This is a genomic window from Neobacillus sp. NPDC093182 (assembly GCF_044754045.1).
Genome location: NZ_JBIVOI010000001.1, coordinates 772,323 through 788,922, shown reverse-complemented (window position 1 = coordinate 788,922; position 16,600 = coordinate 772,323). Strand labels below are relative to the sequence as shown.

The 16,600-nt window shown below is 41.8% G+C and carries 15 protein-coding genes and 1 other annotated feature; of the genes, 14 read left to right on the top strand and 1 reads right to left on the bottom strand.

Translation table 11 applies throughout. The annotated features are described in order from the left end of the window. The first annotated feature begins 85 nt into the window (after positions 1-85). Positions 86-300 (top strand) — a binding site (T-box leader). Positions 301-352: 52 nt separating this feature from the next. The 14 genes from tyrS to ACIQAA_RS04055 all read left to right on the top strand — a co-directional run bounded on the left by tyrS (position 353) and on the right by ACIQAA_RS04055 (position 15,710). Beyond that, positions 353-1,609, top strand: coding sequence for a tyrosine--tRNA ligase (gene tyrS / locus ACIQAA_RS04120; RefSeq protein ID WP_402615326.1), 1,257 nt, complete (start codon positions 353-355; stop codon positions 1,607-1,609). Positions 1,610-1,974: 365 nt separating this feature from the next. Beyond that, the gene (gene pdxS, locus ACIQAA_RS04115) at positions 1,975-2,856 is read left to right on the top strand and encodes a pyridoxal 5'-phosphate synthase lyase subunit PdxS (protein ID WP_402615324.1); all 882 of its coding nucleotides are present in this window, start codon (positions 1,975-1,977) and stop codon (positions 2,854-2,856) included. Between the two features lie 202 nt (positions 2,857-3,058). Then, positions 3,059-3,388 carry a DUF3870 domain-containing protein gene (locus ACIQAA_RS04110; RefSeq protein WP_402615321.1) on the top strand — a complete coding sequence of 110 codons (330 nt, stop codon included), beginning with the start codon at positions 3,059-3,061 and terminating at the stop codon, positions 3,386-3,388. 188 nt (positions 3,389-3,576) lie between these two features. Continuing rightward, on the top strand, positions 3,577-4,233 hold the full coding sequence (locus ACIQAA_RS04105; protein ID WP_402615319.1) for a CoA transferase subunit A: 657 nt from the start codon (positions 3,577-3,579) through the stop codon (positions 4,231-4,233). A gap of 1 nt (position 4,234) precedes the next feature. Beyond that, positions 4,235-4,897, top strand: coding sequence for a 3-oxoacid CoA-transferase subunit B (locus tag ACIQAA_RS04100; RefSeq protein WP_402615316.1), 663 nt, complete (start codon positions 4,235-4,237; stop codon positions 4,895-4,897). Further along, complete coding sequence (locus ACIQAA_RS04095; protein WP_402615313.1) at positions 4,897-6,087, top strand: thiolase family protein; 1,191 nt, start codon at positions 4,897-4,899, stop codon at positions 6,085-6,087. The genes ACIQAA_RS04100 and ACIQAA_RS04095 overlap by 1 nt, the downstream gene beginning before the upstream one ends. Continuing rightward, positions 6,075-7,460, top strand: coding sequence for an aminotransferase family protein (locus tag ACIQAA_RS04090; protein ID WP_402615310.1), 1,386 nt, complete (start codon positions 6,075-6,077; stop codon positions 7,458-7,460). The genes ACIQAA_RS04095 and ACIQAA_RS04090 overlap by 13 nt, the downstream gene beginning before the upstream one ends. After that, complete coding sequence (locus ACIQAA_RS04085; RefSeq protein WP_402615307.1) at positions 7,444-8,739, top strand: aspartate aminotransferase family protein; 1,296 nt, start codon at positions 7,444-7,446, stop codon at positions 8,737-8,739. Before ACIQAA_RS04090 ends, ACIQAA_RS04085 begins: the two co-directional genes overlap by 17 nt. 40 nt (positions 8,740-8,779) lie before the next feature. Then, positions 8,780-10,240, top strand: coding sequence for an aldehyde dehydrogenase family protein (locus ACIQAA_RS04080; protein WP_402615305.1), 1,461 nt, complete (start codon positions 8,780-8,782; stop codon positions 10,238-10,240). A gap of 34 nt (positions 10,241-10,274) precedes the next feature. Then, on the top strand, positions 10,275-11,792 hold the full coding sequence (locus tag ACIQAA_RS04075) for a M81 family metallopeptidase (RefSeq protein ID WP_402615302.1): 1,518 nt from the start codon (positions 10,275-10,277) through the stop codon (positions 11,790-11,792). Next, the gene (locus tag ACIQAA_RS04070) at positions 11,780-12,259 is read left to right on the top strand and encodes a GNAT family N-acetyltransferase (protein ID WP_289340642.1); all 480 of its coding nucleotides are present in this window, start codon (positions 11,780-11,782) and stop codon (positions 12,257-12,259) included. Before ACIQAA_RS04075 ends, ACIQAA_RS04070 begins: the two co-directional genes overlap by 13 nt. A 73-nt stretch (positions 12,260-12,332) precedes the next feature. Then, positions 12,333-13,742, top strand: a complete 1,410-nt coding sequence (kamA, locus tag ACIQAA_RS04065; protein WP_179602765.1) for a lysine 2,3-aminomutase — start codon at positions 12,333-12,335, stop codon at positions 13,740-13,742. Between the two features lie 2 nt (positions 13,743-13,744). Next, positions 13,745-14,023, top strand: coding sequence for a YokU family protein (locus ACIQAA_RS04060; protein WP_289340641.1), 279 nt, complete (start codon positions 13,745-13,747; stop codon positions 14,021-14,023). A gap of 172 nt (positions 14,024-14,195) precedes the next feature. Further along, entirely contained in the window at positions 14,196-15,710 is a 1,515-nt protein-coding gene (locus tag ACIQAA_RS04055) for an amino acid permease (RefSeq protein ID WP_402615297.1), read from the top strand. Between the two features lie 259 nt (positions 15,711-15,969). Here the strand turns inward: ACIQAA_RS04055 and rpsD are convergent, their stop codons facing one another. Next, on the bottom strand, positions 15,970-16,572 hold the full coding sequence (gene rpsD / locus ACIQAA_RS04050) for a 30S ribosomal protein S4 (protein WP_402615294.1): 603 nt from the start codon (positions 16,570-16,572) through the stop codon (positions 15,970-15,972). Positions 16,573-16,600: the final 28 nt, after the last annotated feature.

Sequence of the window (16,600 nt, the reverse complement as noted above, 5' to 3'; positions counted from 1 at the left end):
ACTTCTACATTTTTCTGATATTACCAATTCTTGTTTGACAGTGGAAATAATTTATGGTAAAAATTCTATAAGTTATCAATTTAATAATCAAGCTATGAAGGGAACCTACTGTAGGTCTTCTATCCCTGTTTTTAGAGAGTCAGCGGCTGGTGAAAGCTGATACATATAGAAGAGTGAATTACGTCCCAGAGCTTTCTCCGTGAACATAGAGGTAGTGGAGAACGGTTTAAACCGTTAATTTTTCGAGTTGGAGTGTTTTTTGCTCAAGCCGGGTGGTACCGCGCGTTATGCGTCCCTGCATTTTTTGCAGGGGCGCTTTTTGTGTTATTTTGAGAAATTGGAGGAAAATAAAATGGATTTATTACAGGATTTAGCATGGCGTGGGCTGATCTACCAGCAGACAGATGAAGAAAGTCTTAAGGATTTGATCGGTAAGGAGAAAATCTCCCTTTATTGTGGAGTTGACCCAACAGCAGACAGCTTGCATATTGGTCACATGGTACCATTTTTAATGCTCAGAAGATTTCAGCAGCACGGGCATCGTCCCGTTGTTTTAGTAGGTGGTGCAACAGGGCTTATCGGTGACCCTAGTGGAAAAAGTGAAGAGCGAAAGCTGCAAACACTTGAAGCAGTCCAAAAAAATGTCGAGGGGATTCAGAAGCAGTTAGCAGCCATTTTTGACTTTGAGGGTAAAAATGGAGCAGTAATGGTGAATAACTATGATTGGGCAGGCTCGATGGATATTGTTACATTTTTACGTGACATCGGTAAACACATTGGCGTCAATTACATGCTTGCAAAGGACACGATTGCTTCACGTCTTGAATCGGGGATCTCATTTACTGAGTTTACGTATACGATTCTTCAAGCAATGGATTTCAATCACCTTTATGAGAACTTCAACTGTAAGTTACAAGTAGGGGGAAGTGACCAATGGGGTAATATCACTTCCGGATTAGAACTAATTCGTAAAATGCAGCCAGAAGGTTCTAAGGCATTTGGTTTGACCATCCCGCTTGTTACAAAAGCGGATGGAACGAAATTCGGAAAAACAGAAGGTGGAGCCGTTTGGCTCGATGCTAAGAAGACAACTCCTTATGAATTTTACCAATTCTGGATTAACTCTGCAGATGCAGATGTTGTTAAATACTTGAAATACTTTACCTTCTTGTCTCACGAAGAAATCGAAGGACTAGAAAAATCCGTTCAAGAAGAACCGCATTTACGTAAGGCACAAAAGGCATTAGCTGAGGAAATGACACGTCTTATTCATGGTGAAGACTCTCTGCAGCAGGCGATCAAAATTACTGAGGCGTTATTTAGCGGAGATGTTCGCAGCCTGTCTGCTTCTGAAATTGAGCAAGGGTTCAAAGATGTTCCTTCCTTTAATGCCGGTGATACAGATGGGAATTTGGTAGACTTATTAGTGGCTGCGAAAATTTCTCCATCCAAGCGCCAGGCTCGAGAAGATATCACAAATGGTGCAATCACAGTGAACGGAGAACGCATTACAGACACATCTTATGTATTACAAGACACTGACAGAATTGAAGGTCAATTTACGATTATTAGAAGAGGTAAAAAGAAATACTCTTTGATTAAATATTAATGATTAAAGAAACCCGGCCTCATGTACCGAATGAGGCCGGGTTTTTCTTAATGGTGTTCTGGAGGTACGTTATGAGTACCCGTCTCAGTAAAAGCAGTAGTAGTTGTCGTCTTATACGCCATACTTGCGTATTTTATTCAAGAGCAAATAAGTGAATAAAAAACAAATCAACTTTTATTTAGAAATATAATTTTTGCAGGTTAGGTGCAAAAAAAACAAGGACAGTGCCAAGAAATTTTGCATACGGCTTTCACAAATTGTTCAGAAATAAGTGTTTTTAATATTGGCACAGTTATTGCATTTAAAAAAATGAAATTAGCTTTTGGGGAAATATGTAATTCACAATCATCAAAGGGGGATTTACAATGAAAACAGGTACGGATCGTGTAAAAAGAGGCATGGCTGAAATGCAAAAGGGCGGCGTCATAATGGATGTTGTTAATGCTGAGCAAGCAAAAATAGCAGAGGAAGCAGGAGCGGTAGCTGTAATGGCATTGGAGCGAGTACCTTCTGATATACGTGCAGCTGGCGGAGTAGCAAGAATGGCTGATCCACGAATTACAGAAGAAGTAATGAAGGCCGTTTCCATTCCGGTTATGGCAAAAGCACGTATCGGGCACATCGTTGAAGCCCGGGTTCTTGAAGCAATGGGCGTTGATTATATTGATGAGAGTGAAGTTTTAACACCGGCTGATGAAGAGTACCATCTAAATAAAAAAGTGTACACTGTTCCATTTGTTTGTGGTTGCCGTGATCTTGGCGAAGCAGCTCGCCGTATTGGTGAAGGTGCATCTATGCTTCGTACAAAAGGAGAGCCGGGAACCGGTAATATCGTAGAAGCAGTTCGTCATATCCGTAAGGTAAATGCACAGGTAAGTAAAGTCGTTTCAATGAGTGAAGATGAATTGATGACAGAGGCTAAGCTACTAGGAGCTCCGTATGAACTTCTCGTTGAGATTAAGCGGCTTGGACGCCTGCCTGTTGTAAACTTTGCAGCTGGTGGAGTAGCAACGCCTGCTGATGCTGCACTTATGATGCAGTTAGGTGCTGATGGAGTATTTGTTGGTTCCGGAATCTTCAAATCTGATAACCCAGCAAAATTCGCTAGAGCTATCGTAGAAGCAACAACCCACTACCAGGACTATCAACTAATTGCGGAGATTTCAAAAAATCTTGGAATTGCAATGAAAGGTATTGAGATTTCAACTCTATCTCCTGAAGCTCGTATGCAGGAACGTGGTTGGTAAAAATTTCAAAACTTTATAGAAAGATTTTAAAATAAATTATTATTTTATAGAGGTCTAAAAAATTGGTGTAGCTCTCTATCGAATAGTGAAAGCGCTTTGACTTTTTTAAAAATTTAAAATATTCACATTGACATTGTTTATTCTAGCCCGTATACTCGGGTTAGAAAGGTGTTCAGTGGGTTTTTGAAGGGTGGATTAGGGCATGCAAACACTGGAAACGGTGATTGTTACAGGATATGCAAAAGCTCCACAGGGAACTTCCATGTATGAAATGTATAAGCATGCGGGAATTGTCCTCGAAGTGGATCTGAAAGACCATAAGATTATCGGAGCTGAATTCACATTCGTAACTGAACTAACAAAAAATTATTTTCAAAAACTGCTGATAGGCTACTGTCTTCAAGACGGTGTTGAACAGCTGATTAAACGTATTCAAAGTTTTTATTTTGCTCCATCTCAGCAAGCGATTATTGTGGCTCTTCAAGCTGCTTTTCAACGTTACTGGGATAATGTGAAGCAAATGAATTCATAACGTTTGGTTATAATAAAGTGGGAAGATGACCTCTTCCCATGGTCTTATTAAAACCGGGCAAACATGAACTCTATGTAAGGAATGTTCGTTAAACGACGTTCTTTATATAGATTTATGTTTTGCTCGGTTTTTTATTTTACCGACCGTTAACACCCACAAAAGTCGATGAAGAGGCAGGGATAAAAAACATGAGCAAGCTGATTACATGCGAAGAAGCTGTAAAAAAGGTTAAAAGCGGCTCTCGAATTATGGTAGGTGGATTTGGACTTGTAGGAAGTCCGCTTAGTTTAATAGCCGCTTTGGCTCAGTCGGAAGTGAAAGACTTAGAGATTATTAGTAATAACCTTGGTGAACCAGGCAGAGGTCTTGGAGTTTTAGTACGTCAAAAGCAAGTAAAAAAAGCAATAGGTTCGTATTTTACGTCCAATCCAGAAGTGGTTAAAGCTTATCAGGAAAAGGAATTAGAAGTGGAGCTTCTTCCACAAGGAACGATGTCTGAAGCCATTCGAGCGGGCGGTGCGGGTTTAGGAGGGTTTTATACACCAGTCAGCGTAGGAACGAAAATCGCTGAAAACAAAGAAGAGCGTACCCTTAATGGTAAAAAGTATGTGTTCCAAGAGCCTCTTAAAGCCAATTTTTCTTTAATTAAAGCGAAAAAGGCAGATCAATTAGGAAATCTCATATACAACAAATCGGCAAGAAACTTTAATCCGATGATGGCAACAGCTGCGGATGTAGTAATTGCAGAGGTGGACGAGATTGTGGAGGTAGGCCAAATTTCTCCCGAAGAAATTGTAACCCCTCATTTATACGTTGATTATATAGTTGTGAAGGGCGGTAACTAGTTTGAATACCAAACAATACATTGCTGCAAGAGCGGCAAAGGAATTGAAGGATGGCGATATCGTCAATTTGGGAATAGGGATTCCGACTTTGGTGGCTGATTATATTCCATCTGATGTTAGAGTTTTTTTACACTCGGAAAACGGCATTCTTGGAGTAGGTCCTACGCCGGATCAAGAGCATATTGACCAAAATCTTGTCAATGCAGGGAAACTGCCTGTCACAGTATTGGATGGATCATCCTTTTTTGATAGTGCTTCCTCTTTTGCGATGATTCGCGGAGGGCATGTAAGCGTTTCAATCCTAGGCGTGTTGCAAATTGATCAGGTTGGGCGGATTGCCAACTGGGCCGTACCAGGAAAAAGTGTTCTTGGTGTAGGCGGGGCGATGGATTTATTGGAAGGCTCCAAAAAGGTCATCGTAACAACGATGCATACTTCTAACCAAGGAGATTCAAAAATCGTCAAGGAATTAACTTATCCGGTCACATCGGAACGAATCGTGGATTTAATTATTACCGATTTGGCGGTGTTCGCTGTAAAGGAAGATGGACTTCATCTTATTGAGCTGTCCCCTGGAGTTTCCCTTGAGGAAATTCAACAGAAAACGGACGCACCCTTCCAAATTGCGGAATCGTTCAATAAAGGCAAAGAGGTGACTATATAGTGGTTGTAATTGTAAATGCATTTCGGACTGCTATCGGAAGCTTCGGTGGGTCCCTGGCAGATACGCCTCCGGAAGTGCTCGTATCCCTTATCATGAAAAATAATCTTTCTGCTTCCGGTTACGGTGCCAATATTGTCGATGAAGTTATCGTCGGACAAACAAAGCAGAGTGCGCATGCTCCGAATATTGCAAGAGTCGCGGCATTACAGGCCTATTTTCCGGTATCGATTCCTGCTTATACTGTTCATCGTCAGTGCGGTTCGGGCATGCAGGCCGTCATTAACGGAGCGATGTCCATTTTGACTGGTCAGGCGGAAGTCGTTTTAGCAGGAGGTGTCGAAAACATGTCACTAGCGCCTCATTATACGGTTGGCACTCGATTCGGCCACAAGATGGGAGATATGACGCTGTATGATTCAAATACGGAGAGTCAGCCAAAATCACAGCCAGAGGAGATATACGGTCGTTTTACGATGGGGCAAACAGCTGAGTGGCTCGCTGAAAAATATAACATTAGCCGCCGTGAACAAGATGAATTCGCTTTCATGAGTCAGCAGAAAACGAAACGTGCAATTGAAATGGGCCACTTTGAAGATGAAATCATACCTGTTCCGGTAAAGGAAGGAAAAAAGGGAATCAGACACTTTGCGATAGATGAATACCCAAGATTGACGGACATTGAAAAGTTAGGAACACTAGGTTCTGTGTTTCAAAAGGATGGTACGGTAACAGCCGGAAACTCATCTGGAAGGAATGATGGGGCCTCGATGCTGCTGTTGATGTCGGAGGAAAAAGCGAAACAGCTTGGAGTGGTCCCGATGGCAAGGATTCGATCCTTTGCAGCAGCGGGTGTATCACCAAAAGAAATGGGAATCGGTCCGGTCCCTGCATCTAAGATTGCGTTGAAAAAAGCGGGTCTTCGTTTGGAAGATATTGATTTGATTGAATTAAATGAAGCATTCGCTGCTCAAAGTCTTGCTTGTTTAAAAGAATGGGACATAAAAGGAGACAATGTGAATGTAAACGGTGGGGCGATTGCCTTAGGGCATCCACTTGGTTGCTCCGGTGCAAGGATTGTTACTACATTATGTCATGAGCTTGAAAAACAAAAACGGCAATATGGCCTTGCGACGATTTGTGTAGCCGGGGGATTAGGAATGGCAATGGTGGTGGAAAGATGGAAGGAATAAAAAAAGACTATGTGTTTCATCGAGATTTAAAAAAGGAGTACCCAATTATTACCCACGGTGAAGGGGTCTATCTCATAGATGAAAACGGGAAAAAATATTTGGATGCTTGCTCGGGGGCGGTTGCAGCCAACTTGGGTCATGGGATTCCTTCTATAGGAGAGGCCATGGCAGAGCAAGCAAAAAAAGCAGCTTTCGTCCATACAATGCGCTTCGAGACGAAAGCGTTGCATAAGCTAGCTGAAACCATTGGAAAAATGGCTCCAGACCATTTAAATAAAGTGTATTTTACAACCGGAGGTTCCGAAGCAAATGAAAGTGCTTTGAAGCTGGCAAGGCAATATCATAGGGACGCCGGCCGACCCGAAAAACACATTGTGATCGGGCGGTGGCAATCGTATCACGGTAACACCATCGGTTCTTTATCAGCAGGAGGAGATGTTAAAAGAAGGCATGCATACACTCCTAATCTTTTAAACTATGCCCATGTCTATTCTCCATACTGCCATCGATGCCCATACGATCGTCAAAAAGATGATTGTCTCTCTAAACAAAACTGGACGTGTGTAACGGATATTGAAAGAACCATTTCTGAGCTTGGTCCTGAGAACGTGTCGGCATTTATTGCCGAACCGATTGTTGGAAGTCAGCAAGGTGCTGTTCCACCGCCACCAGGGTATTTTGAGAAAGTTCGAGAGCTGTGTGATCGCTACGAAATCGTCTTAATTATCGATGAAGTGATGACTGGATTTGGCCGTACTGGTACCAACTTCGCGACAGAACAGATTGGAATCAAGCCTGATATAATCACATTCGGAAAAGGGGTATCAGCGGGATATGCTCCTCTTGCCGGAATGATTGTTCATGATTGGTTAATCGATGGGCTCATTCAAAACAGCGACGGGAAATTTATACACGGTTACACATATAGTGGGCATCCTGTTGCTGTTGCAGCCGGTCTTGCTGCATTGGAGGTATATGAGCGAGATATGGTACTGGAAAACGTCAAAAAACAAGGTACCTACCTTGTCAAACGTCTTATGGAGCTGAAGCAAAAACATTCTTATATATCTGATGTTCGGGGCAGAGGGCTTTTAATAGGTATGGAGCTAGTGAAGGATACTGGGCAGGACCTGTTGTTCGATCCATCTGAAAAAGCTGCTGAAAGATTGAATGGAATTGCGATGGAACTCGGTGCGGTTTTTTATCCCGGTTCCGGTTCAATTGACGGCACAAAGGGGGAGCACCTCATTATCAGCCCTCCTTTAAATGTCACGGGAACAGAAATTGATGAGATTATAAGGGTTTTAGATGAATCATTCACGATATTCAAAGGTCAATTAAGAAAGGACGAGATTTATGAAATTACAAAATAAAACAGAAGAGATTAAAGAAAAAGCACAAAAACATTTATCACCGGTTATGACAAGGGTAACGGAGCTTGTCATTGAAAAAGCGCATGGCGCCAAATTTTGGACGACAGACGGAAAAGAATATATCGATTTCGTCTCAGGAGTGGCCGTCAATGCAGTTGGACATACGAACAGGAAAATGGTGGAAGCTATTCAGAAGCAAGCTGAAGCCTTGATACATCTTGGATTGAACTATGGTTATTATGAAACCGCGGCAAATTTGGCAGAAAAGCTTGCTCATATCACTCCAGGAAATTTAGACACTGTTTTTTTCTCCAATTCGGGAGCTGAAGCCATTGACGGTGCGCTTAAACTAGCAAAGGCGGCCACAGACAGACCCGCCATCATTGCTTTTGAAGGATCGTTTCATGGCCGTACATTAGGAGCAACAGCCATTACGGCATCAAGCTCTAAATACCGTCGTTATTATGAACCGATTTTAGGCGAGGTGTATCACGTTCCATATCCGTATCCCAGCCAGCTGAAAAACATTAGAGAAGAAGAAGCTGAAGAGTATTGCTTGAATCAGCTTCAAAAGTTGTTCGATTTACGCGTGGATCCTACACGAGTAGCAGCCATCATCATTGAACCGGTAATGGGTGAAGGCGGCTATTATCCAGCACCGCCAAGCTTTTTGCAGGAGTTAAGAAAGATTTCAGAGGAACATGGCATTTTGCTTATCTTTGACGAAGTACAAACAGGATTTGGCCGTACAGGTAAAATGTTCGCAGCAGAACATGCGAATGTGACTCCTGATATTTTAGTTCTAGCAAAAGCCCTTTCCGGCGGCATGCCTCTTGGTGCCATTGTAGCCAGTCGTGAGCTTCATGAAAAATGGCCAACGGCCGGTCATGGTTCGACATTTGGAGGAAATCCGGTTTCTTGTGCTGCGGCATTGGCAAACATAGAGGTCATTGAAGAAGAGAAGTTAGTAGAACGCAGTGCTAAACTGGGTGCCGAGATTGTCAGCCGACTTCATAACTCGGTAGGACATTTACCAGGGATAGTTGAAGTCCGAGGAGTCGGCATGATGATCGGTATCGAATTCGACTCCGACTCTGCTGCTTTCTTTGTACCGAAAATTAAATTCAAAGCACTGGAAAATGGATTACTCATTATGAACTGCGGTGTGAGCGGGCAAACGATTCGATTAATGCTACCTCTTAATATTCAGGAAGATGTCCTAGATATAGGATTAACGATTTTAGAAGATGTGATAACTGAAACAATATCCGGAAACTAATTTAAATTCCTCGGATACAAAGAAAAAGGAGGTCAAGTTTATGTCTAGTCAAATCAAAACAGATATTCTTCAGGGAGATCTTTATATAAATGGAAAATGGGTAAGTGCCCCTAATCAGTCCTACTATGAAAGCTTAAATCCGGCAACGGGGGAACTTGTCGGTATATGTGCAGCCGCTACAACGGAGCAAGTGAATGAGGCTGTCGCATATGCGAATGAAGCGTATTCACAATGGAAGAACATCCCTATTCCAGAACGAGCGGCTTATTTAACGAAAGCAGCCCAATTGTTTGAAATACGAAAAGAGGAACTTGCTCGTGTCATGACAATGGAGATGGGCAAAGTGCTGCCTGAGTCTTTAGGCGAAGTTGGTGTGGTCATCGCGACTGCTCAATATATGGCAGGCGAGGGACGACGCCTCTTTGGAGAAACGGTCCCTGCAGGCTTCCCAGATCGGAACGTAAGAATGGTTCGTGAACCTCTTGGAGTTGTGGCGTGCATTACCCCCTGGAACTTCCCTGTTGCACTTGGTTCCTACAAAATCTTTTCAGCTTTGATTGCTGGTAATACCGTCGTATGGAAACCGGCTTCAGAGGTAGCGCTATCAGCAAAGATTTTCGTAGAAGTGTTAGATGAAGCTGGATTGCCACCAGGGGTTGTCAACTTAATTACAGGTTCAGGTAGAACAGTCGGGCAAACACTCACAGAGCATTTGGATGTGAAAGTCATTTCGTTTACGGGCTCAACTGAAGTCGGACAAAAGCTGGCGGAAATGAGCAGTAAAACGTTAAAACGTATTTCATTGGAACTGGGTGGAAAAAATGCAGTGATCGTCTTGAAGGATGCGAACTTGGACAAGGCAGCAGACGGAATCGTAAAATCAGCGTTTACGACAACTGGTCAACGCTGTACAGCGGCAAGCCGAGTAATCGTCGAGCGACCAGTAAAGGATTTGCTTGTCCAAAAAGTAGTTGACTTAACAAAGTCTATGAAAATAGGAAATGGACTTGAAGAAGGGAAACAATTGGGTCCACTCGTAAATGAAGACCAGCTTCATACAGTCGAAAAATATGTAAAAAAAGCGATTGAAGAAGGTGGAAAAATTGTAACAGGTGGCCAGCGTGTCAAAGAATTGGGCGGTTATTATTATGAGCCGACAATCATTGAGAATGTGAAACCGAATGATACCATTGCACAGGAAGAAATATTTGGTCCTGTTCTTGCCATCATTGAAGTAGATTCATATGAGGCAGCAATGGAGGTAAATAACGGGACAATTTATGGGTTATCGACTTCCATTTATACAGAGAGCCTTCATTATGCGAACCGGACGGCAAAGGAAGCGGTAAGCGGACTTGTCTATATTAATAACGGAACGTCTAATGCCGAAATGGGTGTGGCATTTGGAGGCATGAAAATGTCGGGAAATGGACACCGTGAAGTTTCCCATCATGCATTCGATGTCATGACAGAGTGGAAGTCGATTTATACGAACTATTAATAAACGGGCCATATCTATTAGAAGGTGGGAGAATATGAGAAAACACCGTATTGGAATTGCATTCTTTTACCATGAATCCCACAGTTTTAGTCCGATGAAAACCGAAATCGAACAGTTTCGAAATGAAGGCTACTATATCGGCGATGAAATTTATGATGCCTATTCAGGAACGAAAACTGAAGTGGGCGGGTTTCTGGATGTATTGATACAGGAGGATGTAGAAATTGTGCCGCTGCTTTGTGCGGCAGCGGTCCCATCGGGCGTAGTATCAACTGAAGCGTATTCAATCATCGAAGCGCAAATGCTCCAGTCAATCCGGGAGGCTGGAAGGCTCGATGGTTTATTGCTGGCACTGCATGGAGCAATGGTCGTGGAGGACCTATTTGATCCGGAAGAGCATTTACTGGGAAAAATTCGTGAGTTGATCGGACCGAGTGTCCCAATTGCGACAACACTGGATATGCACGCAAATTTAAGTGAAAAAATGATTGATTACACACCGCTTCATTTTGGATTTAAAACATATCCACATGTTGATATGTATGAACAAGGCGTTCATGCGTCAATCGCTTTATTGAAACAATTAAAGGAAGATGTGCATTATTATGCTTCTTTTGAAAAATTGCCGATGATGCCTCCCTCTATCAATATGAGAACTGCAGAAGGCCCGATGCATAAAATGATAGAGTGGGCGAAACAGGCCGAAGAAGAAGAAGGAATTTATAATGTGTCCGTATTTGGTGGCTTTCCGTACTCGGATATTCCCATGGTCGGTGCCAGTGTACTTGTGGTTTCGCTCGATCCGCAAAAAGGAAAGGAGACTGCCCAAAAGATGGCTTCCTTGTTCTGGAGTGTAAGAGAAGAATTTATCATGGATTTGCCCGGTGTAAAAGAAGGGCTCGATTTGGCGATGTCGATTGAAGATGACAAACCGGTCGTGCTGGCGGACATCTCGGATAATCCGTTAAGCTGCGGGAGCGGGGATACAACAGAGCTGCTTCGGGAGATGGTGAAGATGAACATTCCTGACACCCTGTTTGGAGGGCTTTACGATCCAGAATCCATTGAGGCTTGCCGCAAAAAGGGGATCGGAAATAAGTTATTGTTGTCCCTAGGAGGGAAAGTATCGCCTGAATTTGGGGAGCCCGTTCAGGTCGAAGCAACGGTCGTGGCCTTATCAGACGGTGTATTTCACAATTCTGGGCCGTTCAATCAGCATTTAAGAGTCGATTTAAAGGGAGCGGCACACATTCGTGTTGGCAAGATGGATATACTCCTCATTGGAAGGCCGATGTCAGCGAATGATCCGGAAATGTTTCGTCATATTGGCCTTGAGCCACAGGTAATGAGAATTCTGGGGTTAAAGGCTAAAAATCATTTTCGGGCTGCGTTTGAGCCGATTGTTGGCCGTATCATTTATGTAGATGCACCTGGTGTTGCCTCCAATCGTTTAACAACTTTTACGTATCGTAACATTCCTAAGCCAATATGGCCGCTGGATGATATCGAATATGAAGTAGAACTAAGGGGGACAGAAAAATGGAAACATTGAACAAAACCTATTATGTCGAAGTACCAGCTTCATTGAATCCAGAACAGCAAAAAATGATGATGGAGCTTGAGCAAGATGCGTTTCCGGGATTAGGAGCAGTAGATGAACAAACCCTTGTCCCACTTACACGCTACGGGAAACTCATTCAATACCGGCAGCAAAATGATCCAAGGCCGATTGCAATTTGCGAAGTGATGAGAGCTTACAATGATATTCAGAAAGCCTACATTTTTGGGTTTTATGTCCGCTCCGACCAGCAAGGGAAAGGAATCGGGAAATTATTTTTACAGGAAATTTATCCGATTCTAAAGCAAGATGGTTTTCGTAAGGTTTGCTTAACGGTCAGTACTAAAAACAAGGCAGCCGTCAAGTTATATGAAAAATTAGGGTTTGTCATAAAAGAGACAAGATTAGATGAATTTGGCGAAGGGGAAAATCGCTATTATATGGAATACCTCATTTCTTAATATAGTAATGTTCGAAGGAGAAATCATTAAAAATGGTCGATAAAAAATAGGCTAATTTTAGGAGGAGTTTATGATGAGAAACACTTTATTCAAACCAAAAAGACATTGGAAAGAAATCGAGCTTTGGAAGGATGTTACAGAGGAGCAATGGAACGATTGGGTTTGGCAATTAACGAATACTATCAAAAATTTAGAAGACTTAAAGAAAGTAGTTAACTTAACACCAGAAGAAGAGGAAGGGGTTTTAATCTCAACAAAAACAATCCCATTAAACATCACGCCATATTATGCATCGCTTATGGACCCAGATGATTCAAGATGTCCGGTGCGAATGCAGTCTGTTCCAATTTCTGCGGAATTGCATAAAACAAGATATGATTTAGAAGATCCCCTTCACGAAGATGAAGATTCACCAGTACCTGGGTTAACACATCGTTATCCGGATCGCGTATTGTTCCTAGTAACAAACCAATGCTCCATGTACTGCCGTTACTGCACAAGAAGACGCTTCTCCGGACAAATCGGAATGGGTGTACCAAAGAAACAGTTAGACACAGCCATTAATTATATCGCATCTAACTCACAGATTCGAGATGTGTTAATTTCCGGAGGAGACGGGCTCCTTATTAATGACAATATTTTAGAATATATTTTAAAGAATCTACGTGAGATTCCGCATGTAGAAATTATTCGTATCGGTACAAGAGCACCTGTCGTATTCCCACAGCGTATTACCGAAAATCTTTGTAATATCTTGAAAAAGTATCATCCAGTTTGGTTGAATACACATTTCAATACATCTATTGAAATTACGGAAGAATCGAAGCGTGCATGTGAAATGCTTTCAAATGTTGGTGTACCTGTTGGTAATCAGTCTGTTATTTTGGCAGGTATTAACGACAGTGTACCGATCATGAAACAGCTTATGCATGACCTTGTTAAAATCCGCGTTCGTCCATATTATATTTACCAATGTGATTTATCAGAAGGGATTGGCCATTTCCGTGCACCAATTAGCAAAGGATTGGAAATTATGGAAGGACTTCGTGGTCATACATCGGGTTATGCCGTTCCGACATTTATTGTTGATGCCCCGGGTGGAGGAGGCAAAATTCCATTGCAGCCGAACTATATCATTTCTCAAAGTTCTAATAAAGTCGTATTACGTAACTTTGAAGGTGTCATTACATCTTATCCAGAACCAACAAATTATCAGTCAGGCAGTGCAGAGGATTACTACAAAAAGGTATATCCTGAAGTGTTTGAAAAGTTTGAAAGTAATGGTGTTCTATCCATTATTGATGATACGAAATTTAACCTTACACCTGAAGGATTAAAACGGTTAGATCGCCGCAAAACGTATAAGGAAAATACTGAGCATAGTTCATTAAAAGATAAACGTGACAAACGTGACGAGTTAAAAGAGAAAAAATTCCAATCGCAAATGAAGAAATATGAAACAGTGGGAGCAAAGGAGGAATAATTTTGATTTGTCAATGGTGCGAATCTGACACAGCAAGTGAAACGAGCAACACAGTGTATTGGGAACTTCCAGATGGAACAAATGCGATCGAAATTCAAGACACACCATCCATTCATTGCTTGGAATGCGGTATGACCTATCAAACAGATAATACGGTGAAAGAAATTGAGGATCATCTATTTTTAATCGATTGTTCAAAGTTGGAAAAAAGTATGAAGTACGACACCCTAATGGCTGCTCCGCGCTTATTGAAGCGAAACTACTTTGACTTTTCGAAATAAATAGCGAGCCGTCTCCCGTTTTTCGATAATCACCTGCAATGAACTTCTATTCTTATGGACAATTTATCCCTATCATCTTCAAAAAAGGGATAAATTGTTCTAAACAAGCTACAATGATAGATTCTTTTAGTTAGATAGATACTTATGGTTCAAAATTGAAGGGAGACAAGACATGGAGGCAATCAAAAGCTATACTAACGACGAAAATAATCAGAATAGTCAGAATGGCAATGGTGGTAAAGAGCAAATTAAACGCAATCTAAAGGCACGTCACATGACGATGATTGCTATTGGAGGTTCAATTGGGACAGGGTTATTTTTAGCAACAGGGACCTCCATTCAAACCGCTGGACCTGGTGGCGCGCTAATAGCTTATGGAGCTATCGGAATCATGGTCTACTTTTTAATGACTAGTCTCGGAGAAATGGCTACCTTAATGCCGGTTTCGGGATCCTTTTCAACCTATGGCAGCCGTTTTGTTGATCCGGCATTTGGTTTTGCGCTCGGTTGGAATTATTGGTTTAACTGGGCTGTTACACTTGCGGTTGAAATAGTTGCATCAGCTATTATAATGAAATTTTGGTTTCCTGATGTACCGAGTATCGTATGGAGTACACTGTTTTTAGGACTAATCTTTTTTTTGAACGCATTATCGGTTAAAAGTTACGGAGAATCCGAGTATTGGTTCTCCTTGATAAAAGTAGTGACAATCATTGTTTTCATTGGAGTTGGTTCGCTTACCATTTTCGGTATTCTAGGCGGTCAGGTTATCGGTTTTAAAAACTTTACTGTAGGGGATGCTCCGGTTCATGGCGGCCTTTTGTCCATTTTAAGTATTTTTTTGATTGCAGGTTTTTCTTTTCAAGGAACGGAGCTCGTGGGGATTGCTGCAGGAGAAAGTGAAGAGCCCGAGAAAAACGTACCAAAGGCGATTCGACAAGTATTTTGGCGAATTCTTCTATTCTATATTGTTGCCATTGCTGTCATTGGTCTTTTGATTCCTTATACAAGTCCTGACCTGTTGAGTAGGGATGTCGATAGCATCGCTGTCAGCCCTTTTACCCTTGTATTTGAGAAAGTGGGCATTGCTTTTGCGGCATCTGTGATGAACGCGGTCATTTTGACCTCGGTCTTATCGGCAGGGACTTCTGGTTTATATGCATCGACACGCATGCTTTGGTCCATGGCAAAAGACGGATATGCGCCCAAAATTTTACAAAGTGTAAATAGTCGTGGGATTCCAATGAATGCCCTTGTTACAACGACAATTATCGGAGGCCTTGCCTTTTTAACTTCCATTTTTGGAGACCAAGTGTATACATGGTTATTAAATGCTTCAGGCTTAACTGGATTTATTGCATGGCTTGGAATTGCAGTCAGTCACTATCGTTTTAGAAAAGCATATATGGCCCAGGGCAGGGACATGAATGATTTGAAATTTAAAGCGAAATGGTTCCCGTTAGGTCCGATTCTTGCTTTTGCGATGTGTGTCTTTGTCATTTTCGGCCAAAATTATCAAGCTTTTTTAACTAGTGAGATTGATTGGTATGGAGTAGCCGTTTCCTATATTGGTTTACCAATCTTTTTGGCATTATGGCTCGGGTATAAACTCGTTCATAAAACGAAGGTCGTTCCACTAAAGGAATGTTCTTTTGAAGAAATGTCATCTAAAATAGAGACACCTTGATGCGTTTCACTCCGTCACTCATAATTAGTTATTAAGATTTAGCGTGATCAATTGAACGAAATCAAAAGTGTTGTCTTAGATTTTTCAACTAAACAGTAGGAGTGCTATATGAGAGAAGTAGGGGTAAAAAGATCTTCCCCAAATTAATGGGTGAAAATACAAAAAACTACAAAGCACGAATAAAAGTAAAAAACCCTAGAAACTGCGTTGCAACAACGCTTCTAGGGTTTTTATCATTACTGTTTAAGAAACAAATCAATTAACGTGAGTAGAACTCGACGATAAGAGTTTCGTTAATTTCAGCTGGTAATTCAGAACGCTCTGGTAAGCGAGTGAATGTACCTTCAAGTTTGTCTGCATCAAATGTTAAGTAGTCAGGTACGAAGTTATTAACTTCAACTGCTTCTTTAACAGCATCAAGGTTACGTGATTTTTCACGAAGGCTGATAGTTTGACCAGGAGTTAAACGGTATGATGGGATATCTACACGAGAACCATCAACTAAGATGTGACCGTGGTTAACTAATTGACGAGCTGCACGACGAGTACGAGCTAAACCTAAACGGTAAACTACGTTGTCAAGACGTGATTCAAGCAGGATCATGAAGTTTTCACCGTGAACCCCACCCAATTTGCCAGCTTTATCAAATAGGTTACGGAATTGACGCTCAGTTACTCCGTACATGTGACGAAGCTTTTGCTTTTCTTGTAATTGCAATCCGTATTCAGAAAGCTTCTTACGTTGGTTTGGACCATGTTGTCCAGGAGCGTAAGGACGCTTTTCTAATTCTTTACCTGTGCCGCTTAGAGAGATTCCAAGACGACGAGAAATTTTCCAGCTTGAGCCAGTATAACGAGCCATGAATGACTCCTCCTTAGTGTTTTTATTT